Origin of the sequence: Pseudobacteroides sp. (assembly GCF_036567765.1) — a bacterium.
Lineage (GTDB): Bacteria > Bacillota > Clostridia > Acetivibrionales > DSM-2933 > Pseudobacteroides.
Map to the genome: position 1 here is coordinate 1 of NZ_DATCTU010000117.1, position 26,196 is coordinate 26,196.

A 26,196-nucleotide genomic window follows, 5' to 3' on the forward strand; every position below is an offset into this window, starting at 1 on the left:
TTTCTGCTGTACCTATTGCATTTAGCTTTCCTTGAACTGATATTGTATGTCTATTATTATTACTCTTTATTACAACCCCAGGCTCAACTGTTAGTATTTTCCCGGTTGATACACTAATCGAACTACTCATATAATACATTCCACTGGTTATTGTTAAATCGATTGTTGGCGTTCCCTCTATTACAACACTGTCATAAGGAACTCCTCCATTAGTATTTCCTATGTAGGTATTATTTTCTATGTTTCCAAATATGGACGATTTCAATCCCCCAAGTGGAACAGATATAGGATATCCAGTGTTACTTGTTATTGTATTTCCCCGAACACTCAGGTTTCCTGTACCATAGCTCTTTACATAAATAGCTGATGATCCGTTTCCTGTTATTGTATTGTTCTCTATTGTCATTGCTCCTGTTGTTGTGTTGTATACATATATTCCAGTTTGCTTGGAATTCTCTATCCTACTATGCTTTATCGATACATCTGTTGTTGGATTAAAGTATACTCCGTAGCAGTATGAGTTGGCTATTTCTGAATTGGTAAGTGTTAGCTTGCCTGATACATTCAATGCACTATTATTATTTGAATAAGCAGCACCATACCTTATTTTGACATAATCTCCTACTAATTCTCCTGTTCCTGATATGCTTATACCATCCCAATAATCACTTGATGAGCCTGTTACTCCACTTCCCCCATATGCTGAATCCTTCATACTTGTAAATACTATAGGGCTTTCTGCTGTACCTATTGCATTTAGCTTTCCTTGAACTGATATTGTATGTCTATTATTATTACTCTTTATTACAACCCCAGGCTCAACTGTAAGCGTAACACCTGCAGAAATCGTTATACTACCCTGCAAAATGTACGGACTGTTTGCAGCTGTCCATGTAGTATTCTGGTTTATTGTTCCACTAGCATTAGTGCTTACTAAAGTAGTCTTTGAAACTTCATTGCTCCATTGGCTAAAAGCATCTTGATTCTTTGCTTTAATTCTGACCTTATAAAGTGTATTAGGTATCAAGCCACTTACAACACAGTTATTCATAGCAACATTCTTTTCCACAACTCCATTTACTTCAACATCATAATTTATTGCATTAACCACATTATCCCAATTCAATGTTATTGTAGTAGTGGTTACTGACATTGCTACATTAACAGGAGTGCCTAGATTAGTAAATACATTAGATTGCTCACTCCAGTTACTATTATTATTTGAACTATTAGCCCTAATCTTATAGGAATGTTGTGTTCCTGGTAATAAATTAGCAAAAGTATATGCAGTATCTGTTATATTAGTGATAATCTGATTGTCCATTTCAATATCATAGCTTGCTGCATCATTGACGTAAGACCAGTTTACTGTCAAAGTTGTATCCGTTGTATTAGTTGTAATGTTCCTTGGAGTATTTAGTAAAGTATATGTTGTAAATTCAGGTGACCAATCGCTACATCCAGCTTGATTAACCGATCTTATTTTTATACTATGTGATGTGTTTGGCATTAAGTTGTTAAAAGTATAGCTTATATCATTAATATTAATTAAATTATTATCAAATAAGACTTCATAACTGTTAGCACCAGATGAGCTATCCCAAGTTACATTTATTGTATTTTCACTTGGAGTTATTATTAGATTTTCTGGAACTGACGGATAAGCAGGGAGAAATAAGATGTTGCTTGCTTGAGATATATTTCCAGCAGCATCTTTACCTTTTACTGTTATATTATAATCAGTAGTTGGAGATAAATTAGTTAATGAAAATGAATTTATACCGTTGGTAAAACCAATTTGATTTGATCCATCAAATACTAGATATTCTGTAACTCCAACATTATCTATCGAAGAATCCCAAGTTATTTCTACTGTAGTTGATGTTCTAGAACTAGTTCTCAAGTTCTGAGGATTTGATGGAGCTTGTATATCATTTGTAGTTACGTATATTGCATCACTTGCATCTGACAAGTTTCCTGCAGTGTCTTTGGCTATAATTCTATATTCATAAGTTTTTCCGTTTTCCAGTCCTGAATCTGTAAAATTGTTATTTATAGCCAATCCTATTTCTATGTTATCACGAAGAATTATATATTGCTCAATTCCAAAATTATCAGTAGAGTCAGTCCATGACAAATTTACCTTTGTGTCAGTTTTTGAAAAAACAAAAAGGCCCGTTGGCACTGATGGTGGTTGGGTATCAATTTCCGTTGTGGACGTCAGATCAGGTGTTGACGTAGGATTTATTGTAGCTGTTACTTCTGGAGTTGCTAAATCAGTGGGTTTTAAGGTATTGGTAGGTGTATTTGTGTATGCATTTGTTGGTTGTTGCGTTATACTTGGAATATTTGTTAACTGAAGTTCAGTCGGGATCAATAGATCTGTTGGTAATGGTGTTTGATAAACTTCATTAATTATTGTGGTTGGTGTATTTGTTTGTAGTACTGTTGGCGTCTCTGTTAATGTGTCTATAGGTGTACTTGAGGGTAACTCAGTAGCTTGTGTTTGCTCTGCAAATACCACTTTTATATTCGCAGGCCAAAAATTGTCTAGCACTATGCTCTGAAATAAAAGCAACAATACCAATAAGATGGCAATACATCTATTCTTTACTTCCATTCTAAAATTCCTCCATACTTACTTTTATTTGTTTTTATATTAAAAAAGCACTTGATTCTGAATTGCGAACCAAATGCTTACTACAGACCCAAACAACCTCATAAGTAAACCTTGCGATCAAATCAAAAATATACACTCTAATCGTAAATTTATTGCTTCTAGCAGTCATACAAATGTATTGCAGAATAAACCTACTCTTAATTGAATTTAAAATTATTAAACACTTTTATTTAGAAAATAGACTCGACTTAATCTCTTGCAGAATTGTTACTATAAAAAAGCTACTTAATGTTTTACAACCCTTACCAAATGATATTACCCTATTTTTATATTTTACAATATTATTCTTTGTTTATCAATTCCCAATTTTGTGTTTATCGTGTTATATGTTATACCACGGCTAACATATGAAAATATTCTTCGAAAAAAAATCCGATAAAGATTTTTTTAAAAATGCCATTTCAGCATCAATTATTTGAAGTGTAGTATTTATGTAGCCTTGAAATACAAAGTCATTGCTCAAATATATTATTTAATAAACACACAAAACCAATGAGTCTGGCAAAAGATATCATTAGTAATTATTGTTTAATAAAGTATTATTTAATCATCCTTTATAACTTATGTACAGTCCTATTTATTGTGCCGGGCAACTTGCTATTGAAATACTTTTACCCGGTATGCTATATTAAGGTATGATTAAAAAATTACAGGAGGTACCCACATGCCCTTTTATGATTTGAAATGTAAGAATTGCGGTGAGGAATTTAATATTATGGCAAAGATGAGCGAAAGAGACAACAAGCAGATTAAATGTGTAAAATGCGGAAGCAATGAGCTTGAAACCCTTTTTAAGAGCATCAATATCATACAATCGAAGAAAAACAATTCCCAGGATTGTCCTAACATTCACAAATGTAACGGCTGCTGCGGTCACTAAGTCTCAGCAGCTTTCCTTTATGCTGAACCAAATACAAAAATAAACTTAGTAGTATTTAACCATCCCTTTAATTTATAAACTTGATGGTTTTCAAGCCTAGATTTTTATCAAATATCCTTTCAGCTTCAATACCATTAATCTCAAATATGACTACTTCCACAACAATATAAACCTGCCCGCTCTCCCTCAGGCATCCTACATGGGCTTCCTCACCTTTTCCAATACTAATATGAAGGTGGATTGAAGGCTCATTATCACTTTTATATATGGTACCTACACCCATTATTTCTCTACCGTCGGAAAAACTTTTCCACACCTGCTCAGGAGGTAAAACCGGTTCCTTTGGACCCGATACAAATGAAGCTGCCCTTAGGGCCCCCAGCATAATAAATGCAGCTGTCCTAATCTCTTCCTCTTCTGCTACCTTCTTAATGGATTCGATGAGCTCATCTCCGTCTTCAACCTTTACAACAAATATCCTTCCAAATGTTCCTTCCCTGTATTGCAAACTTTTCCCTCTCCATTTCATTTATGTTAACAATTGATGTATATTTAAATATTTATGCTCTATACATAATTTAAAGATATCAAGTTTAAGATTTATCACGCTTTTATAGATTAATTTAGCAGCTTGCTCTGCCTATTATGATATATCAGCAAATCCACCATTCTTCCATAGCTTTCGTTTCCATCTTTTTGCCTGTTTACCTTCAGGTAGGCATCATTAGCAGCATCCGATACTTTGTTCACAACTCCTTCATAGCTCTTCCAATAAACATTCCTGGCCTTAAGATCTCTGTTGACCTCCTGGCTGAACTTCCCTCTCAAGGAATTAAACTTTTCCCTGTCCTTTTCATATAAAGCATTCATTGCATAATTTAGTGCAGATATGGAACCCGAATACTTAAAATCTACATCGGGATTCTCCATACTTGCCAAATAGCCGATGAAATTGGCCTCATCTTCCCTGGCAAATCCACGCTGGTGAGCCATCTCATGGCAAATTACAAAAGGAATGGACGAATCCGGCATATCCATATTAACATTTGCCTCGCCGGTAAAGGGACAGTATATGCCACCTAAACCTTGCAAAGACAATACTTTGGAAAACAACAATCCCTTCGGCCTTCCATAGTCGCCTATAAACTCAGGATATGTTTTGGCAAGCTCTTCATATCCTTGATATGCCGTACTTAAAGCTTTGTCCTTTCCCTTTTCCAAAAACATAATACCCTTTTCATCTTCCCTTACCTCTAACCTTAGTTCATTTGTTTGCCCAATAAGTTTATCGCATACCTCTACAAGCTCGTCAATATTGACATTGCCGGTATTATAGGAAGCTATCCTGGAAAAAGGGTACCTGTTATAGTTTAATGCCCAGCCGACTATAAATATTATATATATAATTGAAACAAATACAAATACTTTTTTAAAAAAGCCTGCAACAACCTGCTTCCTGCGTCCCTTTGCCTTAGTAAGTCTGTATACGAACGTGGAAATATTATATAAAATATATAATATGAGACCAATTACCAGAAACTCCATCAAGGATACAGGCAGCAGCCCGGTAATAGCACTTAGCAGCTGTATAATTTTTTTGCCCAATAAGTTGGAGTAGTACTTTTCAATCAATTCTGGGGTATGAGCTGTTCCATAAAACAAAAGCAGGCCTATAGGTATTAGCATAATTACAATGATTCTTTTCCAAATACCGCTTCTTTTCATTTTAAGATTCATATCAGCATTATCCCTCTATTCTTTTAAATAGTTTTACTCCTACTGTAGAAACCAAATAAAATAAAACAGCATTGAAAATACCAAATATCAAAACTACTGCTATGAGAGTCTCCAGCACTCTAAAGCCGGTAATAAAAACAAATAATATAAAAGCTCCGGCAAATATTATGCTTGCTATCATATTAAAAATAACATTCAGATTCTGCTTTACTGCCTTTTGCTCATTATCCCAGTTTATCTTTGGATTTAGCAAATCAAGCACAATTCCTGTAAATGAGCTGAAAACAACTCCGAAGAGTCCGACCAGAACCAAGAGTATTATGGTAAATATATTAAGCTTAAGCATGACACTTATCACTACTAATGTGATAACATACCCAAAAGCCCCGATGACCACCCCCGACATAACCTTCATAAGAATTTGTCTGTCATATCCTAAAGGCACGTATTTATTAAAATACAGGTTTTGCCCTTCCCTTGATATTGCCGTTGAGGTAACACTGTTGCTTGAAGATAAAAACAGTGAAACTGCAAATCCAACCGCTAATATAAGACCGTTGTCTCCATTCTGCTTTACAATACTACCCAGCTGTTCAAGGCTCATTCCTTTACTTGAATTTGTAAAGCTGGATACCATAATTATAACAGGCCATATAAAATTGGCCAGTATGCAGTTTATAAAAAACGCCGGTGTCCTTAGTATTATTCTTATCTCCTTTAAAAAGTAGGTAAGCATGACCGGCTTTATCTCGGTAGTACGCTTAAGCTCTGACTTGCTCATTGCCCTTCTTTTTGAACCTGTTTCAGATATACCCATAACGCCTTTAAAATACAAAAGCTGACTTAAGTACAAAAACACCAGCATTACTAAGGCAGACATACCAATAAACAACAGCATATCTACAAGACCTGAAAACTCCATGCTTCTTACTAAGGACAAAGCAGCATATTTAGCACTTGGAAAGAAAGATGTAACGGCACTGACATTCATTTCGAGCTGTGACAATGTTGTTTCCAGCTTGCTCTGATCAAGGTTGCCATCGACAAACTTTCTTACTCCAAATTGTGCCCCAATTCCTATACCGATTGCAATTATACTTGCAATATACTTAAATCTATCTTTATTTTTGATAAGCCCCGTAAACCTCATTAAAGGCATTATTATAAGTGAAGAAATTACAAGAGGTATAATAGGAAGCGTCAAAAATATAATAACGGAGTATAAATAATACAAAAATCCGCCGCCGCTTTTTATACCATATACCAATAATACAGGAAGCAAAACAACCGCTTCTGTCAAATACTCATAAACCGTCACAACAATAAACTTTGCCCCTATTATTTCAAAAGGCCTAAGCGGTAGGGGTAACAAGCTTTCTATATCCTTTGTAAAGTAATATGTATTAAGAATATAAAATATTCCGAAAAAGAACACCACAAAGCTTGTAAGTGCAAGAATTATGGCTGGAATAACAGTCTCAATATCCATATTCTTCAAAACATCATATGAGACAGCGGTAAAAGCCCCTAGCTGTGCCATCATGGGCAAAAATGCAATCCCTAAGATAATTCTGAGAATCCATTTTCGTTTGTTTTTACCCTTATCTGATGCATCTGTACCGCCCTTTAACAAAACCTTTGCAAGTAAGAAAGTATTAGTTTTCATTTCCAGTCATCTCCAAGAACATTTTTTCCAAAGATCCTTCACCCTTAAAGTGTATCTTCATCTCTTCAAGAGTGCCGCAAAAAAGAATTTTTCCCTTATTTATTACAGCAACCCTGTCACAGACTTTTTCAGCGACCTCGAGAACATGGGTGGAAAAAAACACCGTTTTCCCTTTCTCGGCATGCTCTCTCATCATCTCCTTCAAAACAAAGGAAGACTTTGGATCAAGTCCTGTGAGAGGCTCATCCAATATCCACACGGAAGGATTATGGATCAAAACACCCATAATAACAATCTTCTGCCTCATACCGTGCGAATAACTCTGGATAGGATCGGTAAGGGCGTTTGCCATCTCGAACCTTTTACTGAGCTCCTCAACCCTCAGGTTCCTGTCAGAAGCAGATACATTATATATATCTCCCATAAAATTTAGGTACTCAATTCCCTTCAATCTTAAAAATATATTGGGATCATCAGGCACAAAGCCAAACTGCCTTTTTGCTTCTATTGGATCCTTGTCAATATCTACATCATTTATTTTTATAGTTCCGCTGTCACAGTTTAATATACCAGTTATCATTTTTATAGTTGTAGTCTTTCCTGCACCGTTAGGCCCCAAAAACCCGAATATTTCACCTTTTTGGACCTTAAGATTCAGGCTGTCAACTGCCTTGAGCTTTCCTCCGTATGTCTTGCTTACATTGTTTAATTCGATCATCTTTATGAGTCCTTTCACTAAATTAAAAGCTGCCTCTACGTTAGAAGCAGCTTATGAAAAACTTGCGTAGCAAATGTTATTATTGATGGGTGCTTAAGTACCCTAAATTTTCCTATGGCTACTTTATGGATTTTGATACCTTTAATCTTCCCATAGCCCTTGCCAAAGCTGTTCTTGATCTGATATATTCTATTTGTGACAATTGCCTTTGGAGCCTTTCCTCTGCCCTTTCCTTGGCAGCCTTTGCCCTGTTTACATCAATCTCATTCGGCCATTCGGCTGTGTCACAGAGAATAACAGTCTTTTCTCTGGTTATCTCCATAAACCCTTCGCTCAAGAAAGCCTCAAGCCATTCACCATCCTGAAGAATTCTTATGGGACCAATATCTACAGCAACAACCGTAGGTGCATGATCCTTTAAAATCCCCATCTCTCCATCGGGTGTTTTTAGAACAACCATTTCCACCTCTCCGGAAAAAAACCTTCTGTCCGGTGTAGCAATTTCAAGCATAAACTTGGATGCCATATTCACACCCCCTACATATTCTTGGCTTCTTCATAAACTTCATCAATGGTTCCCTTCATGTAGAAGCATGACTCCGGAATATCATCCATTTTTCCGTCTATAATTTCCTTAAATCCTCTTATGGTCTCCTTTACAGGAACATATTTACCCTTGTAGCCGGTAAAGGTTTCAGCAACTGAGAACGGTTGTGACAGGAATCTCTTTATTTTCCTTGCTCTGTAAACCGTCAGTTTATCTTCCTCTGAAAGCTCATCCATACCGAGAATTGCTATGATATCCTGAAGCTCTTTGAGCCTTTGAAGTATTTCCTGGACCTTCAATGCTACTTGGTAATGCTCTTCTCCTAATATTCTCGGATCAAGTATTCTTGATGTTGAGTCAAGGGGGTCAACAGCAGGATATATTCCTTCTTCAACTATTTGTCTTGATAAAACAGTAGTCGCATCCAGGTGGGCAAACGTGGTTGCCGGAGCAGGGTCAGTGAGGTCATCAGCTGGCACATATACAGCCTGAATTGATGTTATTGACCCTTTCTTTGTAGATGTAATTCTTTCCTGAAGTTCACCTACGTCGTTCGCGAGGGTGGGCTGGTAACCGACGGCTGACGGAACCCTTCCCAGCAACGCAGAAACCTCTGAACCAGCCTGAATGAATCTGAATATATTGTCAACGAACAGCAAAACGTCCTGCCCCAATTCATCTCTGAAGTACTCTGCCATTGTAAGTCCCGTAAGGCCAACTCTCATTCTTGCTCCAGGCGGCTCATTCATCTGTCCAAAAACCATGGCGGTTTTCTGCAAAACTCCTGACTCCTTCATTTCAACCCAGAGGTCGTTTCCTTCTCTGGTTCTTTCTCCAACACCGGTAAATACTGAGAATCCACCGTGTTCATTTGCTACATTTGTTATTAGTTCCTGAATAAGAACTGTTTTTCCAACACCTGCACCACCAAAAAGTCCTATTTTTCCACCCTTTGCATATGGTGCAAGAAGATCGATAACCTTTATTCCCGTTTCAAGAATCTCAGTTGAAGGCTTCAGATTTTCAAGGCTTGGTGCCGGCCTGTGAATGGGATATTTATTGTTTGTCTTTACATCACCAGCTTCATCAACCGTCTCACCAAGTACATTAAACACCCTTCCCAAGACTTCCTTACCCACTGGAACCTTGATAGGGGCCCCGGTATCTACTGCATCAAGTCCTCTTACAAGCCCGTCTGTTGAAGACATGGCAACACATCTTACCGTATCATTTCCAAGATGCTGCATAACCTCTACAACAACAGTATCTTCACCCCTTTTAATATTTATTGCATTATATATTTTGGGCAGACTGCCGCTTTCAAACCTGACGTCTATAACGGGACCAATTATTTGCATTATCTTTCCGACATTTGAGGCCATAATAATCTCACTCCGTTCAAAGTAATATATATATAAATTTCTAAGTAATTCTTCAATTATTTCTTAAGACAGGGCTGCAGCCCCTCCCACAATTTCAGAAATTTCCTGAGTGATTGCTGCCTGTCTCGCTCTATTATAATTGAGATTTAAAATCTTGAGCATTTCATCCGCATTGGTTGTTGCATTATCCATTGCTGACATTCTGGCGTTCTGCTCGCTTGTGAAAGCCTCTACCAATGCACCGTAAATTATACCCTTAACATACTTTGGAATAAGCACATCAAAAACAGCCTGAGGAGACGGTTCATACGAAAGGCTTTCATCAATCTTAACCTCTTTAGCATTTACGTCTTCCCTTAAGTCCTCAATAGTTAACGGTAAAATCTGCATTATCTTTGGTTCTAGAGTTATAGACGAAATCATCTTGGTGTAAATAAGAAACACTTCATCTACAACACCGTTTTTAAACAATTCCAGTATATTTTCAGCAACGTCTCTTGCTCTATATATTGTTGGATTCTGCACCGGGTAATCAAACTCGGTATCCACATTGTACTTCTTTCTAATAAAATGGCCTCTTCCCATATGCCCTGCAACAAGCAGGAGAGAATTGGGGTCTTTATTTATCTCACCTTCAGCAAGCTTAATAATGTTATGGTTATATCCTCCGGCAAGCCCTTTATCTCCGGTAATAATCACATAACACTTTCGCTTTCCCTCTTTTTCGTTCCTTAGATCAAAGTAAATATTGTCTATTTTGCCGCTGTGCATTAGTATATCTCCAATTGTAGCCCTGACCTTGTCAAAGAACGGCTTGGTCTGATCAAGCTGCTGTCTGGCTTTTTTTAATTTTGCAGCGGAAATAAGCTTCATTGCCTTTGTTATTTGTCTTGTTTCCTTTATGCTTTTCATTCTTGACTTAATTTCACGCATATTTGCCATAACAGCACCACCTACCTCTTGAAGTTCTTTTTAAATTCATCTATAGCCTTTTTAAGCAGTTCTTCTGTTTCAGTCTTAAGTTCACCGGTTTCAGCTATAGCCTTTGCAACCTGAGGATATTTCTCATCCATAAATTTAATAAGCTCGGTGTTAAACTTTCTGACTTCCTTAACTTCAATATCCATTAAGTACTTATTTGATGCCACATAAAGCATTATTACCTGATGTTCTACAGGTATTGGGGAGTACTGAGGCTGTTTCAAGGTTTCCATCAGCCTTTCACCCTGCATCAGCTTTTCTCTGGTGGCTTTATCAAGGTCAGATCCAAATTGGGCAAAAACTGCCAACTCCCTGTACTGTGCAAGGTTTATTCTAAGAGGCCCTGCAACCTTCTTCATGGCCTTTATCTGTGCAGCTCCACCAACCCTGGATACAGATATACCAACATTCAAGGCCGGTCTTTGACCTGAGAAGAAAAGCTCCGACTCAAGGAATATCTGACCGTCTGTAATAGATATTACGTTAGTGGGGATATAAGCAGAAACATCTCCTGCCTGAGTTTCTATTATAGGAAGTGCAGTGATTGAGCCGCCTCCCAATTCATCGCTAAGTCTTGCTGATCTTTCCAGAAGTCTTGAGTGCAGATAAAATACATCCCCCGGGTAAGCTTCTCTTCCGGGCGGTCTTCTCAAAAGCAGCGACATTGCCCTGTATGCAACAGCATGCTTTGAAAGATCGTCATAAATGATAAGAACATCCCTATGGTCGTTGTACATAAATTCTTCTGCCATTGCACATCCCGCATAGGGTGCTATATACTGAACCGTAGCCATTTCACTGGCTGTAGACGATACAACGATTGTATACTCCATTGCACCGAACTGCTCCAAAGTGTTTATTATACCGGCAATAGTAGAGGCCTTCTGACCTATTGCTACATATATACAAATAACATTCTTTCCTTTTTGGTTAATAATGGTGTCAATAGCTATGGCAGTTTTTCCCGTCTGCCTGTCGCCTATGATAAGCTCTCTCTGTCCTCTTCCGATAGGAATCATTGCATCAATTGCCATATAGCCCGTCTGGAGAGGAGTATTAACAGATTTTCTGTGCACAACACCCGGTGCCAAATATTCCAAAGGCCTAAATTTTGTAGTTTTTATCTCACCCTTACCGTCGAGAGGATAGCCTAATGGGTTAACAACTCTTCCTATCAACTCTTTACCGACAGGCACCTGCACTGTAGTACCTGTACGTTTTACGCTTGTTCCTTCCTTTATACCCTCAGCATCTCCCAAAAGAACGCATCCAACATTGTCTTCCTCAAGATTAAGAGCCATGCCGCGTATGCCGTTTTCAAACTCAAGGAGCTCACCGTACATACAGCCTTCAAGTCCATATATTCTGGCTATACCGTCACCTGATTGCAAAACATATCCAACATCATCAGTTTTTGATTTAACCCCATAATTTTCTATTTGCTGTTTTATTATCGAAGTAATTTCTTCAGGTCTCAAATTCATCTTTCTCACCTCGTCATAAAATATATATCAGGCTATAAAATTCACAACAACAAAAATCACAAAGTGATTTTACAACATTGATCTTTACTGTTATTTTATTAAAAGCTCTTTAATGCTTTCGAGCCTTCCTTTAACCGAACCGTCAATAACCTTATCGCCAATCTTTACCTTTACTCCACCGATAAGGCTTTGATCAATCTCTATATTTGCCTTAACTCTTGATGCTCTATATTCCTTACCATACTTCTCTTTAATCCTTGCTACTTGATCTTCTTCCAATTTTGCTGCCGATATAATGGTGATATTAAGTGTATTCCGCCTGTTATCCGCAAGCTTTATAAATTCACCATTTATTCCGGGCAAGTTTCTTATTCTGCCCTTATCTAGAAGCAGCATCAAAAATTTAAAAATCTCAGGCTTGAGGCTTTTGGAAAAAATATTGTTTAAAATATCCTTTTTGGTATCAATCTTAACCTCAGGGTTAATAAGAAAAAGCCTGAAATCCTGCTGATCCTTGTATATGCCGGTTATCTGTGCCAACTCATTCTGAAACCGATCCATGTCCCCGGCTTCATCGGCTATTTCCACCAATGCCTCCGCATATCTTCTATCTACTAAGGGCATTATGCTGCACCTGCCTCATCAATAAATTTTTCTGCCAATACCCTGTTCTTTTCATTATCCATATTTGCTTCAACAACCTTAGAAGCAACTACAAGTGCCAGCCCGGTAACCTGGCTTCTTACATCCTTTAGCATCTGAGCCCTTTCACGTTCAACTTCTTCTCTGGCTCTTGCAAGAATACCCTCTGCATCTTTCCTGGCATTACTTAATATTGCCTCATATTCCTTATTTGCTCTGGCTTTAGCATCATTTATGATCTGATCCGCCTCATTTTTGGATGCCCTTAACTGCTCCTCGTATTTCTGCTTTAAGTCATTTGCTTGAGCATTGGCTCTTTCAGCATTGTCAATAGAATCCTTAATTGCCTTTGTTCTATTTTCCATAAATTGTGTAACAGGCTTAAATAAAAACTTTCGCATAAAAAAATATAAAACTAATAAGTTAATAAAAACTAAAATGAATCTCCACTTTTCAAAATAAATTAACATCTTTGATTCATCCTTTCATAATAAATCATTATCTATAGAATCAATTCTTCATTTAAGTCTGAAGAATTTATTGCATCAATCATTTTGTGTGGGAGGAAACCCTCCCACACAATCTAACGGTAAATAACGCAAATCATCCTCCAAGTTTTGTGAACAGCAGTATGGCAATCAAAAGTCCATAAATGGCAGTGGCTTCTGCCAATGCCAAACCAACAAGAGTTATGGACATTATTTTACCAGATGCCTCCGGCTGCCTTGAAACAGCTTCAGCAGCTTTAGATGTACCAATACCTATTCCTATTCCTGCTCCCGCACCAGTTAGCACAGCAATACCTGCTGCAATTGCAATTAATCCTGAACTATCCATTGTTTCACCTCCTTACTCAATAGCTTCTGCAACATAAAGCGAAGTCAAAAATACAAATATATATGCTTGAAGTCCACCATCAAACAAATCAAAATATATACTGAACACACCCGGTAATAGGAATGGCTCAGCTATATATATCAATTCCATAATTGTAAAGGCCGCCAATATGTTACCAAATAAACGAAGACAAAGCGATAATGGCCTAACAAAATACTCCAATATTTTAAAAGGCAGCATTATCGGCAGCGGCTCTATAAAACTTTTTAGCCATGCTTTAACACCTTTAAACTTTATCCCGGCAAATAAAACCAGTACTATGGACATTATAGCTAAGGCAGCAGCTACATTCATATCTTTTGTAGGCGGTGCAATCTCAGGTAAATGCTCTAAAAAGCTTAGCCCTGTATATTCTGCAATAGCCTTTCCGGTAGGAATTACATTAAAAATTGATATTATATTGGAAAATAATAAGAAAAGAAGCATGGTCCCAAAGTAGGGAGCAAATGGTCTCCAATGATGCCCTAGACTGCCTTTGGTAAAGTTATTAACAAACTCAACCACAGCCTCCACCACGTTTTGCTTTCCTGTCGGAACCATACGCAGCTTTCTGGTAAAAACAATTGAAAATATTATTAATACAGCCATCACTATCCACATTACTATAATTGAATCCGATATAGGAATGTGCAGACCAAAAATATTGATATCGTAGGCCTTATACTGCATCTTATGCATCAATTCTTCACTATGCATCTACATCACCTTCTTGAAAAGTTATTTAGACTATAATAATCCATATCGTACTAAACTTCTATTTACTTTATGTCTATTTATTTAATAAAATCATTATTTTTTATACCGGCTCCTCCAATCAAACTTAAAAAGAAAACCGTAAAAGGTACAAGAAGTACCCCTTCTGTAACCCCTATAAGTAATGACATATTTATTAATACTGAAATAACAAATAATAACGCTGTCCCCCCAAATAACAGCAAGAAAATGACAATGGACTTAACTACCACAGCTCCATTGCGAGAAGGTAAAAAGAACTTAGATAATAAGATAGCCCACATGCCAAATTTAATTATACTGAAAGTACTACCAATCAAAAGGCCAAAAAAAACAAGAAACTTATTCTTTAAAAAAATAAAATCCACCACTGCAATCAATAAAAATAATACAGCAGATCTTTTTATAATATATTTCTCATATTTTGTTTTGAGCAATTTCTTATCCCTTATTAGATATAACTTTTAAAACTGGTTAAAAGTTATCTATATTTTAATTAAAGTTTACTTATAATAGTTCCGATAAACACATTGATAAATAGTATCTTTCTTTTTATCAAATCTATTCATAAAGTTCCTGTTATAGGCAAACAAAAAGCTTTTGTTAATAATATCACAACTGTATATTGAAATCAATACAAATTAATATAGAATTTTTTGGGATAAAATGAAGAATTCGCTTACATTTATTTACTTATAAACCCCATTAACAGTCAATTTTAGACATCTAAATCAGGAGTGGATTTTATATGGATATAGCAGCGATTTTTGCTTTGGCAATAGGCTTTGCAAGTGTACTGTTCGGTTATGTTATGGAAGGTGGAACAATTGGTGCCCTCCTTCAAAAAACCTCTGCAATCATAGTTATTGGGGGAACCATAGGTGCAACAGCCCTTACCTTTCCATTATCGGAACTAAAAAAGCTTTCTTTTGCACTCAGATTATTATTTAAAGAACAAAAGCATGATGAAGTTGGCATTATTCTAAAAATATCCGAACTTTCAGAGAAAGCAAGGAAGGATGGTCTTCTGAGCCTGGAACAATACATTCAGGATAGCGAAATGGAAAGCGAGGCAGGACTTTTAAAAAAAGGCATTGCTTTGGTAGTTGATGGGGTTGAAGGAGAGGTAATAAAGGATATTCTAAAAAGAGAAAGCGAGCTAAAATTTCGTATCTATGAATCAAATATTAAAATATTGGAAGCTGCCGGAGGTTTTTCTCCTACTATGGGAGTTCTCGGTACAGTTATGGGTATGGTTCTAATCCTGGGGGACATGGGTTCTGACACAAAAGAGCTGGCCCACAGTATAGCAGTTGCTTTTATAGCAACAATGTACGGTGTAGGTCTGGCTAATCTGGTATATTTACCACTAGCCGGAAGAATAAAGTCAAAAGCAGAAAAAGAAGTTATGTTCAACGAACTCATCATTGAGGGATTGCTTTCTATTCAAGCAGGAGAAAACCCGAGAATTATTAAAGAAAAGCTAAACCTTAAACTTCTCGAGCAGCTTAATGGAAAGGGTGACAAAGGCAGTGGGGTGATAAAATTTGGCAAATAAAGTTAAGCTTGTTAAGGACAATACTGAACGCTGGCTGCTTACCTATTCCGATCTCATGAATTTACTCCTTATATTTTTCATTATATTATACGCAATGAGCCAGGTTGATGCCGAAAAATTCAACCAATTGGCTGCATCCTTAAGGGAAGAGCTGGGCAGCAGCCAGGCTGGGACCTATATTGGCACAACCGGCACTTCAAATTCGCTTATTGATTTAAATGAAGGAAGCACTTCTACGGTAATTCCCGACAATCTTGAGAAGAAACAGATGGAAGAAGTTAAAAGGAGGGTGGAGTCCCTAGTTAGGGAAAAAGGCCTCATGGATCAGGTGACAGTTAATGTCCAGGAGCGTGGTGTTGAAATATCCATGCAAGACAACCTTCTTTTTAAAAGCGGTAGTGCCGTATATGAAACATCCGCGAAAACAACTTTGGCTGAAATCGGTAAAATAATAAAATCCCTTCCCGGGAATCAGATAAGGGTAGAGGGACATACGGACAACGACCCTATTAACACCGCGTTATTCCCCTCCAACTGGGAGCTGTCATCGGCACGTGCAACGAATGTAGTTCGGACATTGATAGATACTGCAGGGCTTAACCCATTGAAAATATCCGCAATAGGGTTTGGTGAATATAGGCCAAAGGCACCTAACACCACTACTTATAATAAAAGGATAAACAGACGAGTTGACATTGTCATTGTAAAAAACTCTTTTTATACAAGTGATGCAAAGTAGAGCAAAAGAAACAAATCCCGGCCTATTTCAAAAACAGTCCGGGACTTTTATTTAACACTATAATATAGCCACTAATTGCATCATACTTTGAATTCCACAGGCTTTGATTCAATATATCCAAACTCGTACAGCAAGGCCTTGGTAATTCTCTCGGAGGCTGAACCGTCACCATATGGATTAACAGCTTTTGCCATTTTATTGTATTCATTCTTATCTTCTAAAAGCTCTGATGCCAAAGAAATTATCCGTGCTTCATCGGTTCCGGCTATCTTAACCGTTCCAGCTTTCACTGCCTCTGGACGCTCAGTCTCATTTCGTAATACCAGAACAGGTTTTCCTAAAGAAGGAGCCTCCTCCTGTAAACCTCCCGAATCCGTTAGTACCATATAGGACAAATTCATCAGGTTGTGCATGTCTGAAACACCGATCGGTGATATAAGATGAACATTAGCACACTCACCCATTATTGACCTGGCGGTTTCCTGAACCACAGGATTTAAATGAACCGGATAAACAATCTCAACATCATCAAATTTTTGTGAAATGGCTCTTAGTGCTTTGCAAATATTTGCTAAGGGCTCTCCAAGGTTCTCTCTCCTGTGTGCTGTAACCGTTAAAACTCGTTTATCCTTAAAGTTAACCTGTCTCAAATTTTCGTTTTCAAAAACATAGTCTTTCTTTACAGTAGTTTTTAATGCATCAATTACTGTATTGCCTGTTATGTATATCCTATCTTCCCCAACACCTTCATTAATAAGGTTGGATTTATTTACGGCTGTTGGCGAAAAATGATACTCCGCCAATGCCCCTGTAAGTTTTCTGTTCATTTCCTCGGGATAAGGTGAGTATTTGTCGAAAGTCCTTAGTCCTGCTTCAACATGCCCCACACTGATCTTGTTGTAAAAAGCCGCAAGGCTTGCCACAAATGTTGTGGTAGTATCTCCATGCACCAAAACGATATCGGGAGATATTTTTGCGAAAACATCACATAGACCGTCTAACGCTCTTATTGTTATATCCTTTAACGTCTGCCTGTCTTGCATTATATTTAAATCATAATCAGGAATAATGCCAAACATTTCTAAAACCTGGTCAAGCATCTGCCTGTGCTGTGCTGTAACACATACGATTGATTCAATCTGAGCATATTTTTCCATTTCTTTGACTAAAGGTGCCATTTTTATTGCTTCAGGCCTTGTCCCAAAAACGGTTATAACCTTTAACTTCTTCATAATAAGCTCCTTTGTTTAATTAAAATGTCGGATACTGCGTTAACTAAAGTGTTTTATCTGTACTTACCTTGTTTTCCGCTGCATCAATAGCTCCATCTTCTTCATCAGATTGAGGATCTATTTCTGTCATAAACTTTGCTCCCCCAATTATGAAAATGGACAACGCCGCTACGAGTATTATGGCACTTAAAACACCTCTGCCTGCAAGTACTATTGCACACAATCCCAATGCCCCACTGGCAGTATATATTGCAACAACAGACTGCCTCTGATTAAGCCCCATATCCATAAGCTTGTGGTGAATGTGTCCTCTGTCTGCCGACATTATGGATTTACCGCCAGCCAACCTTCTTAATATGGCTGTTATTGTATCAAACAACGGCAGCCCAAGAACTAAAAGAGGAATTGCTATTGCAATAGCTGTATATGATTTTATTGTCCCCTGAATTGAAATTACACCTAATGTAAAACCTAGAAAATAAGCCCCTGTATCCCCCATAAATATCTTGGCCGGGTTAAAATTAAAAGGCAGAAAACCTAGTGTTGAACCAGCCAATATGGCAGTTATTATCGCTATATCCCACCTTGATGTAATTATCGACACAAAGAATAAGGATAATGATGCAATAGACGAAACTCCTACAGCCAACCCATCCAGACCATCAATCAGATTAATCGCATTGGTTATTCCTATAATCCAAAAAACCGTCAGCGGATAGGATATATATGGGCTTAGACCAAACCCATACAAAACATTAATTTTGGTTCCTGTAATCACCACAATTATTGCCGCTACAAACTGAATCAAAAACTTAATCTTGGGTCCTAGCTGCTTTATATCATCTATGATACCCATTATGACTATAATAGTTATTCCACCTATAAGTCCTAGCATCTGGGTACTTAGCTCAAATGCTTCTCCGCTTGTAATAGCATCGTTTATAATATTAAACAATAAAGTAACAAAAAATCCTGCCACAATAGCCAATCCCCCCAGTCTGGGAATAGGCTTTTTGTGAACTCTTCTATCATCTTTGGGTACATCAATTGCTCCGAATTTGTATGCAGCTTTCTTAGCAATAGGAGTCGCACACAAAGACACAATAAATGCCAATATAAAGGATACTATATATTCATATGTCAAACCCATGAATAACACCTTCTTTTGTAAAAATATTTACATCCTGACTACCCTTATACCGGCTTCTTTTAAAAGTTCCATAGATAACTCATCGGGATAATCCCCTCTGAATACTATTTTCTTTATACCTGCATTGATAGCCATTTTTGCACACAAAACACATGGTTGAATTGTTACATACAAAGTACCGCCGCTTAAACTAACACCTGAATTTGCCGCCTGTACAATAGCATTTTGCTCGGCATGGATAGCCCTGCACAATTCGTGCCTCTGTCCTGAAGGAATATTTAGCTGATCCCTCAGGCAGCCAATGTCCGAACAATGTTTGCAGCCTGTAGGTGCTCCGTTATAGCCGGTTGCCAGTATCCTCTTATCCTTTACAATCAGTGCTCCAACCTGCCTTCTAATGCATGTCGATCTGCTTTTAATAAGATCGACTATATCCATGAAATACTCATCCCATGATGGCCTCATTTTGACCTCCATAAACCACATTTAACTTTAATATATATCGGATAAAATAAAACTCAATTAAATGTTATTTTGTTCCAAATAATCTATCTCCGGCATCTCCCAAACCGGGAACAATATACCCATGATCATTAAGAGATTCATCTATCGCTGCACAATAAATCTCGACCTCAGGGTGATCCTTGTTTATCTTTTCGATCCCAGGCTTTGCAGCAATCAAACACATTAATTTAATATTGTTTACATTTCTCTCCTTCAAGTAAGAAATCGCACTTGAAGCAGAGCCACCGGTAGCAATCATAGGATCCAAAATTACTATGTCTCTCTCCTCAATATCATAAGGCAGCTTGCAGTAATATTCAACCGGCTCTAAAGTCTCGGGATCCCTGTATAAGCCTATATGACCTACCTTTGCCATGGGAAGCAGCTGAAGCATACCGTCTACCATACCCAGACCGGCCCTCAAAACCGGCACAATACCAAGCTTTTTGCCGGAAATAATCTTAGTTCTTGCAATTCCGACAGGAGTTTCAATTTCAACTTCCTTTAAAGACATGTTCCTTGTAACTTCATATCCCATAAGCATGGAGACTTCCTGTACAAGTTCTCTGAATTCCTTTGTATCGGTATTTATATCCCTTAATAAAGAAATTTTGTGCTGAATAAGCGGATGGTCAAGAAGATGAACATTTTTCATTTGTAATATTCCTTTCGTAAAAAAATTTAATTTATTTACTACCATTTTTCTCTTCAATTTGAGAAATTTTATCAAGTCTTAACTGGTGCCTTCCCCCAAGATACTTGGTGTCTAACCAGGTTTCCACTATATCAAGAGCTACTCCCAAACCCAGTACCCTTTCTCCTAATGCAAGAATATTTGAGTCATTGTGCTCTCTGGACATTTTTGCCATATATGAATCTGTACAAAGAGCCGCTCTTATTCCCTTAACTTTATTTGCTGCAATAGATATACCTATACCTGTACCGCATATAACTATACCCTTTTCGCATTCCCCTTTACTTACAGCTTCGGCAACAGCCTCTCCAAAGCTGGGATAATCAACAGACTCAGTATTGCAAGTTCCGAAATCCTTTACCTCATAGCCTTTGTCCGTAAGAAATTTAATTATTTCATTTTTTAAGTTAAAACCGCCATGATCGCTGCCTATACCTATCAATTTTTTCACCCTTTTTCATTTTATATTATTGAGTACTTTATGTCAAAAAAAATAAATTGCAAAATCAGTAAAAGTGATTAAATCCCTAGACATCAAAATAACCCTTAAGGATAGTCAGCACCTGTCTTATCTCTGAAAGTATTTCCTCGGCACACTTTTCATAAATCTCCTTAGAACCTCCGTAAGGATCCTTTATATCCAAATTTCCTCCATTATTCATACCCTTTAGGTTGAGTCTCACAAATTCCTTTATTGTATAAGTCTTATCCTTGGCTTCAGGAAAATTGTAAACCAAAGAATCCCTATGGCCAGCAGTCATTGTCAGAATAATATCCGCTTTATTAACCAAGTGTTTATTTATCAGCTTTGCCCTGTGTCCACTAATATCAATGTCAAATCTTTCATTCAAAACCTTTATTGAATTGGTGCTGGCCATATCTCCATCAAATGCATTAACGCCGGCTGACTCAACTGTTAGTTTATCACTAAGCACCGGATCCTTTTCCAGTTGACTTCTAAATAGGCCTTCTGCCATACTGCTTCTGCAGGTATTGCCTGTACATACAAACAAAATATGCTTCACATTATCACCTCTATACTAATCATACTTTAACAATATTATAACCGGCTGCTTTTTTCATCCTGTTCATGACTGCAAGTCCAACTCCCCCGTATTCCACTGCCTCAGCAAGTATTACGCCAACGCCCTCATTATCAAGGCACCTTAGCCCTTTAAACAGATTGGAAGCAATGGTGTCCGGCCTTTCCCTGTCCCCTAAAGATTTAACTATTCCTATAGTATATCTCTCTTTAGTTTGCTCGGTAGCCAGTATACCTACAGCTACACCCTTTTTAACATAATCCTCAGCCAGTTCTCTGATCTTTTCTACACAAGCTTTTATATTTCCTTCAATTATGATAACATCTGCCTTCGGCGAATAATGAGTATATTTCATCCCAGGTGATTTCGGTTTAACATCATCCTGATAGTTTGCTAGAATTGCCTTGTCAATATCAACTTCCCCCACAAACTCCTTAAGCTGCTCCAACGTCACTCCACCCGGCCTCAAAATCATGGGTGGGCTAACCGTAACATCCAGAACCGTTGACTCAAGGCCTATTTGAGAGCTGCCCCCATCAATAATCATTTCAACCTTTTCCATAAGGTCTTCAATTACATGTACAGCCTCTGTCGGGCTTGGTCTTCCTGAAATATTTGCACTTGGTGCAGCAACAGGAACCCCCGATCTCTCGATAACCTTCAAGGCTATAGGATGTGCCGGCATCCTTACCGCCACCGTATTAAGCCCTGCCGTAATAATTTCAGGAACGGAGCTTGATTTTTCCATAATCAAGGTTAATGGCCCCGGCCAAAATTCTTCCATCAATTTAAGTGCCAATCTTGGTATTTCCTTAACAAGGCCCTTGACCATATCCACGTCTGAAACATGCACAATAAGTGGATTGTCAGATGGCCTTCCCTTTGCACTAAATATTTTGCCTACTGCCTTATGGTCAAGTGCCTTTGCTCCCAATCCATAAACCGTTTCGGTAGGAAACGCGACAAGCCCGCCCTCCCTCAATATGGAAGCCGCTTCATCAATATCTTTAATATCAATATTGTTTTTATCAATACTCTTTATAATTGTTTTCAAATCTCTGCTCCTTTAATCCGTCTTTAGTGGAAGAATTAATTTACAGACACAATTATACCACATATAAGACCCAATATATTCCCTATAACAGGCAGCCTGCCTTTGTACAAACTTTTTGACTGGGGTATCAACTCACCCAGAACTATATAAATCATACATCCGCCCGCAAACCCCAGGCATGCTCCAATGAGATCTTTGGATATACCTCCGAGGAACGCACCTATAAAGGCTCCGATGCCCATTGGTACCCCTGTCAATGCAGTGTAAAAAAATGCTTTAAATTTACTTAGTCCTCCAAGCTTCATAGGTAGTGCCATTGCGATCCCCTCAGGAATGTCATGAACCAATATCACAAAAGTTATGGCGATTCCCAACTCTACAGAAGCCCCAAATCCTGAACCTACTGCGATCCCTTCAGGAAAATTGTGCAGTGCCAACCCTATTGCTGTTAGTATGCCCGTCTTTAATAAACTTGAGTTTTTATAACTCTTTTTTATGTAATCTGAACTGTTAATAAATTCCTCAACTGCAATTATAGTCAATATCCCTGCTATTACGCCTGCAAACGTAAGATATATCCCCCCAAAGCCGAAAGCCTCAGGCAGAAGCTCAAAACAAACAACTGCCGTCATAAGGCCTGATGAAAACTCTATAATAAAGCCAAGTGTCCGGTTGGATATATCTTTAATAAAAAAAGCCATTAATCCCCCGGCACCTGTTCCTGCAATCCCCGAGATAAGGCCTATTAATGATACTTTTAATAACAAATCCATAAACTCACTCCAATGTTAAGAATAATTATTTGCAGGCTGGTTTGCAATCTGCATATTAATTCTTATTCAATTGGTGAGCTTAAAATTATATATATAGCTATTTTATATCAAAATCCATTGCGATTTGGCAACCTTTTAATCCTCGTCATCCATAGCTCCGCTTCCAAGCTTCTCTGACTGATCTGTAGTAATAAGAGCGTCGATTATCTCATCAATATCTCCCTCAACAATGCTCTCTAGCTTATATAAGGTAAGACCTATTCTATGATCTGTAACCCTTCCCTGGGGATAATTATATGTCCTAATCCTCTCGCTCCTGTCACCTGTTCCAACCTGACTCTTTCTTGCCTGGGCAACCTCTGAGTTCTTTTGTTCCTCTGCAATATCATAAAGCTTTGATCTTAAAACCTTCATAGCCTTGTCCTTGTTTTTATGCTGGGAACGCTCATCCTGACAGGTCACTACCAAACCTGTAGGAATATGGGTAATCCTTATGGCCGATTCAGTTTTGTTGATATGCTGACCACCGGCACCACCTGCCCTGTAAGTATCAATCTGCAGGTCAGCAGGATTGATATCCACCTCAACATCATCAACTTCCGGCAATACAGCAACGGTGATTGTAGATGTATGTATCCTGCCGCTGGCTTCAGTGGAGGGAACCCTTTGAACCCTGTGTACACCACTTTCAAATTTGAGACGGCTGTATGCCCCTTTTGCTTCAATTGAAAATACAACTTCCTTGAATCCGCCAAGCTCGGTTGGATTTGAATCTAAAATTTCTACCTTCCATCTTTTACTTTCAGCATACCTTGTATACATTCTGAAAAGGACCTGAGCAAACAATGCAGCCTCTTCCCCGCCTGCTCCACCTCTTATTTCAACAATAACACTTCTGTCATCATTTGGGTCCTTTGGAATCAGTAATATTTTAAGTTCCCTTTTTATAACTTCCAACTTATCCTCAGACTCTTTGAACTCTGCCTGAACCATCTCCCTGAAGTCAGCATCAAGCTTGTCTTGAAGAAGTTCTCTAGCATCGGCAATATCCTTGCTCACTTTTTTATATTCCCTGTATTTCTCAACAATCTCCGACAGTTCGGAATGCTCTTTCATATACCTTCTGTACTCTTCCTGATTGCCTATAACAGAAGGATCACTGAGCTTATGATTTATTTCTTCAAATCTATCCTCAGCAGCTTGAAGTTTATCAAACATTTTGCACCTCAATAATCAAAAATTTCAATCCACGGTGAATTATTATAACATAATTTTAAAATATTATCCACAGATTTTGCATAAAAGCAATTAATCAATCCTTATTCATACGTATAAAAAGACAAGGTCTCCTACCCTCTAAAGTGTAGTTCGCCTTGCCTTAAGTGATAATCAATGAAACTTAAGTATGCTATTTTACAATTTCTATATAGCCGTTTGCAGTTTCTGCTGTTATATAAACCTTATGCTCCGCCTCATTAAAGTTTACACTCTCCGCCTCAACAGTAGCCCCGCCTAAGCCTTGTTTTCCAAGGTTATTATAAATAATCTGTGGTATCAAAAGGTTAATTCCGCCGTTGGAGGTCTGTGCCTTAACTTTATAGCCATTACTGTTCATATCATTCATATTGATTTTAATCCATGCATTTGATGTTTTGAAGTATATATCAATAACTTTAATACCATCGGGATTTTTTATATTTTCAGCCAAAAGTCTGCCATTGGTGGATAATGCTTTGATTTTTTCTGCCTTTATGTGCTTTATATCAAGAGTTGCGTTGGTTGTATCAATCTCTATTACCTTTGATATAAGATAACTTGCCTGGATTCTTGCATTTTTGGTGCTCAGCTTTATATTGTCACTATTTACTCCCATTATCTCTATATGGGCATTCTTGGTGCTGCACTGGAAATCCTGTGAAATTGTATCCTCTACGTATATTTTACCGTTAGTTGTAGTAAATTTCATACTTTTAAACTTAATTGCCGGAATATATATCTCATGTGTTACACTTACATTCATTGCTTTATTTATTTTAATGGAGAATTTGCAGTCATCTTGTATAAGCCCGAGAATTTCATCCGCATTGTTCTGAGGACTTCTTACCTTGGATTTTACAATTATTTTATTGTCATCATGCTTCTTTACAATTATACTGCCGTTTGTACCCTCAATATCTATATCCATTCCTTCTGTTGCAATCCACTCGAAGGATCTGTCTTCTACCTTGTAGCTGCCGAATACATTAAAAGCATTTGTATCTATAAAACTGCCTACGAAATCTACCATTTTATCAAGAACACCGTAGGTTGTAGCTGCCAAATTCTTACCAAGCTTCTCAGCCTTATCAACAAAGTCCTCAACCGTTTTATCAAATTCACCTTCTTTGTAGCCTTTAATGTTTTGTTTAAACTCTTTTTTCCAATCCTGCATTTTTTCTTTAACTTTTTCAACCTCAAATTGAAAATTGACCTGTCTGTGCTGCTTATTTGAGCCTTCCTCACGACCGCTTCCTGAACCGGAACCTTCTAAAGCTTCCAAAAGCTTGGCAGCTTCCTCACTTGAAATTTTTCCTTCTTCCAGCATTTTAAGTATAAGTAATTTTTCTTCATTATTTGGCATAGTTTTAATCCCTCCTGATCAAGGTGTCTTTGATACAATTTATATCACTCTATATCACTATTATTCTTTCAGCAAACTTATAGCTTCCTCAGCAGAAATTTCTCCTTTATTGAGCTTATCCAGTATGTCCTTTTTCTTACTGGATACAGAAGCATCCTGATCCTGCTGATGCCCAAGTGCATTCGCAACATCTTCAAGCCTATTTTTAACGGTAGGGTATGAAACTCCCAGCTCTTTTTCCACTTCCTTTATATTGCCTCTGCATTTTATAAAAACATCTATAAATGATTTTTGCTCTACAGTGAGTTTGCAAAACTTGCATAATTGAAAACTGCCTTCTATATTTGTACCGCATTCATCGCAGCCTATTCTCTTAACTATGGTGTCATTTCCACATACCGGGCATTTACCAAGTACTTCCCTAGCCATATAATCACCTCTTAATTTTATTAACAACCTTGATAAAATTATTTAAAAATTTTA

The 26,196-nt window shown here is 37.7% G+C and carries 28 protein-coding genes; 3 read left to right on the top strand and 25 right to left on the bottom strand.

The features are described from left to right. Positions 1-2,620 (bottom strand): fibronectin type III domain-containing protein (locus VIO64_RS19085; protein WP_331921223.1); only part of this gene is annotated, 2,620 nt, incomplete at its 3' end. Positions 2,621-3,344: 724 nt separating this feature from the next. Between VIO64_RS19085 and VIO64_RS19090 the strand changes: the two genes are divergently transcribed. Next, entirely contained in the window at positions 3,345-3,560 is a 216-nt protein-coding gene (locus VIO64_RS19090; RefSeq protein WP_331921225.1) for an FmdB family zinc ribbon protein, read from the top strand. A 67-nt stretch (positions 3,561-3,627) separates the two neighbouring features. Here the strand turns inward: VIO64_RS19090 and VIO64_RS19095 are convergent, their stop codons facing one another. From VIO64_RS19095 to VIO64_RS19155, 13 genes are all read right to left on the bottom strand, one after another. Continuing rightward, a complete protein-coding gene (locus tag VIO64_RS19095; RefSeq protein WP_331921227.1) occupies positions 3,628-4,068 on the bottom strand; it encodes a PPC domain-containing DNA-binding protein in 441 nt (146 codons plus the stop codon). A 110-nt stretch (positions 4,069-4,178) separates the two neighbouring features. After that, the gene (locus tag VIO64_RS19100) at positions 4,179-5,297 is read right to left on the bottom strand and encodes a DUF3810 domain-containing protein (protein WP_331921229.1); all 1,119 of its coding nucleotides are present in this window, start codon (positions 5,295-5,297) and stop codon (positions 4,179-4,181) included. Between the two features lie 7 nt (positions 5,298-5,304). After that, positions 5,305-6,963 carry a putative ABC transporter permease subunit gene (locus VIO64_RS19105; protein ID WP_331921231.1) on the bottom strand — a complete coding sequence of 553 codons (1,659 nt, stop codon included), beginning with the start codon at positions 6,961-6,963 and terminating at the stop codon, positions 5,305-5,307. Beyond that, positions 6,953-7,681 (bottom strand): ABC transporter ATP-binding protein, encoded by a 729-nt coding sequence (locus tag VIO64_RS19110; protein ID WP_331921233.1) that lies wholly within the window; start codon positions 7,679-7,681, stop codon positions 6,953-6,955. The genes VIO64_RS19105 and VIO64_RS19110 overlap by 11 nt, the downstream gene beginning before the upstream one ends. Positions 7,682-7,799: 118 nt before the next feature. Beyond that, positions 7,800-8,207 carry an ATP synthase F1 subunit epsilon gene (gene atpC, locus VIO64_RS19115; protein WP_331921235.1) on the bottom strand — a complete coding sequence of 136 codons (408 nt, stop codon included), beginning with the start codon at positions 8,205-8,207 and terminating at the stop codon, positions 7,800-7,802. An 11-nt stretch (positions 8,208-8,218) separates the two neighbouring features. Continuing rightward, positions 8,219-9,610: a F0F1 ATP synthase subunit beta gene (gene atpD, locus VIO64_RS19120; protein ID WP_331921237.1), complete on the bottom strand. Its 1,392-nt coding sequence runs from the start codon at positions 9,608-9,610 to the stop codon at positions 8,219-8,221. A 63-nt stretch (positions 9,611-9,673) separates the two neighbouring features. Next, a complete protein-coding gene (gene atpG, locus VIO64_RS19125; protein ID WP_331921239.1) occupies positions 9,674-10,552 on the bottom strand; it encodes an ATP synthase F1 subunit gamma in 879 nt (292 codons plus the stop codon). 11 nt (positions 10,553-10,563) lie between these two features. Further along, on the bottom strand, positions 10,564-12,075 hold the full coding sequence (atpA, locus tag VIO64_RS19130; RefSeq protein ID WP_331921241.1) for a F0F1 ATP synthase subunit alpha: 1,512 nt from the start codon (positions 12,073-12,075) through the stop codon (positions 10,564-10,566). A 90-nt stretch (positions 12,076-12,165) separates the two neighbouring features. Further along, a complete protein-coding gene (locus tag VIO64_RS19135; RefSeq protein ID WP_331921243.1) occupies positions 12,166-12,699 on the bottom strand; it encodes a F0F1 ATP synthase subunit delta in 534 nt (177 codons plus the stop codon). Further along, positions 12,699-13,187, bottom strand: coding sequence for a F0F1 ATP synthase subunit B (atpF, locus tag VIO64_RS19140; protein WP_331921245.1), 489 nt, complete (start codon positions 13,185-13,187; stop codon positions 12,699-12,701). The genes VIO64_RS19135 and atpF overlap by 1 nt, the downstream gene beginning before the upstream one ends. Positions 13,188-13,320: 133 nt before the next feature. Further along, positions 13,321-13,554: an ATP synthase F0 subunit C gene (gene atpE / locus VIO64_RS19145; RefSeq protein WP_331921247.1), complete on the bottom strand. Its 234-nt coding sequence runs from the start codon at positions 13,552-13,554 to the stop codon at positions 13,321-13,323. Positions 13,555-13,566: 12 nt separating this feature from the next. Continuing rightward, the gene (locus tag VIO64_RS19150; protein ID WP_331921249.1) at positions 13,567-14,310 is read right to left on the bottom strand and encodes a F0F1 ATP synthase subunit A; all 744 of its coding nucleotides are present in this window, start codon (positions 14,308-14,310) and stop codon (positions 13,567-13,569) included. 77 nt (positions 14,311-14,387) lie between these two features. Next, positions 14,388-14,783, bottom strand: a complete 396-nt coding sequence (locus tag VIO64_RS19155; RefSeq protein ID WP_331921251.1) for a hypothetical protein — start codon at positions 14,781-14,783, stop codon at positions 14,388-14,390. A 311-nt stretch (positions 14,784-15,094) separates the two neighbouring features. On the opposite strand from VIO64_RS19155, the gene VIO64_RS19160 reads away from it, so the two are divergent. Both VIO64_RS19160 and VIO64_RS19165 read left to right on the top strand, forming a co-directional pair. Then, positions 15,095-15,904 (top strand): motility protein A, encoded by an 810-nt coding sequence (locus tag VIO64_RS19160; RefSeq protein ID WP_331921253.1) that lies wholly within the window; start codon positions 15,095-15,097, stop codon positions 15,902-15,904. Continuing rightward, the gene (locus VIO64_RS19165; RefSeq protein WP_331921255.1) at positions 15,894-16,643 is read left to right on the top strand and encodes a flagellar motor protein MotB; all 750 of its coding nucleotides are present in this window, start codon (positions 15,894-15,896) and stop codon (positions 16,641-16,643) included. The genes VIO64_RS19160 and VIO64_RS19165 overlap by 11 nt, the downstream gene beginning before the upstream one ends. 80 nt (positions 16,644-16,723) lie before the next feature. On the opposite strand, the gene wecB is transcribed toward VIO64_RS19165, so the two are convergent. From wecB to VIO64_RS19220, 11 genes are all read right to left on the bottom strand, one after another. After that, the gene (gene wecB, locus VIO64_RS19170) at positions 16,724-17,875 is read right to left on the bottom strand and encodes a non-hydrolyzing UDP-N-acetylglucosamine 2-epimerase (RefSeq protein WP_331921257.1); all 1,152 of its coding nucleotides are present in this window, start codon (positions 17,873-17,875) and stop codon (positions 16,724-16,726) included. Between the two features lie 43 nt (positions 17,876-17,918). Next, a complete protein-coding gene (locus VIO64_RS19175; protein WP_331921259.1) occupies positions 17,919-19,025 on the bottom strand; it encodes an MraY family glycosyltransferase in 1,107 nt (368 codons plus the stop codon). A gap of 27 nt (positions 19,026-19,052) precedes the next feature. Beyond that, complete coding sequence (locus tag VIO64_RS19180) at positions 19,053-19,490, bottom strand: cytidine/deoxycytidylate deaminase family protein (protein WP_331921261.1); 438 nt, start codon at positions 19,488-19,490, stop codon at positions 19,053-19,055. 64 nt (positions 19,491-19,554) lie between these two features. Then, complete coding sequence (gene upp, locus VIO64_RS19185; protein WP_331921263.1) at positions 19,555-20,184, bottom strand: uracil phosphoribosyltransferase; 630 nt, start codon at positions 20,182-20,184, stop codon at positions 19,555-19,557. 31 nt (positions 20,185-20,215) lie between these two features. Next, entirely contained in the window at positions 20,216-20,665 is a 450-nt protein-coding gene (gene rpiB / locus VIO64_RS19190) for a ribose 5-phosphate isomerase B (RefSeq protein WP_331921265.1), read from the bottom strand. A gap of 85 nt (positions 20,666-20,750) precedes the next feature. After that, on the bottom strand, positions 20,751-21,248 hold the full coding sequence (locus VIO64_RS19195) for a low molecular weight protein arginine phosphatase (RefSeq protein ID WP_331921267.1): 498 nt from the start codon (positions 21,246-21,248) through the stop codon (positions 20,751-20,753). A 19-nt stretch (positions 21,249-21,267) separates the two neighbouring features. Then, complete coding sequence (locus VIO64_RS19200) at positions 21,268-22,320, bottom strand: L-threonylcarbamoyladenylate synthase (protein WP_331921269.1); 1,053 nt, start codon at positions 22,318-22,320, stop codon at positions 21,268-21,270. Between the two features lie 35 nt (positions 22,321-22,355). After that, positions 22,356-23,093, bottom strand: coding sequence for a ZIP family metal transporter (locus VIO64_RS19205; RefSeq protein WP_331921271.1), 738 nt, complete (start codon positions 23,091-23,093; stop codon positions 22,356-22,358). Between the two features lie 135 nt (positions 23,094-23,228). Further along, positions 23,229-24,311, bottom strand: coding sequence for a peptide chain release factor 1 (gene prfA, locus VIO64_RS19210; RefSeq protein WP_331921273.1), 1,083 nt, complete (start codon positions 24,309-24,311; stop codon positions 23,229-23,231). Between the two features lie 190 nt (positions 24,312-24,501). Then, positions 24,502-25,713, bottom strand: coding sequence for a DUF4097 family beta strand repeat-containing protein (locus VIO64_RS19215; RefSeq protein ID WP_331921275.1), 1,212 nt, complete (start codon positions 25,711-25,713; stop codon positions 24,502-24,504). A 60-nt stretch (positions 25,714-25,773) separates the two neighbouring features. After that, positions 25,774-26,142, bottom strand: a complete 369-nt coding sequence (locus VIO64_RS19220) for a DUF2089 domain-containing protein (RefSeq protein WP_331921277.1) — start codon at positions 26,140-26,142, stop codon at positions 25,774-25,776. Positions 26,143-26,196 lie beyond the last annotated feature (54 nt).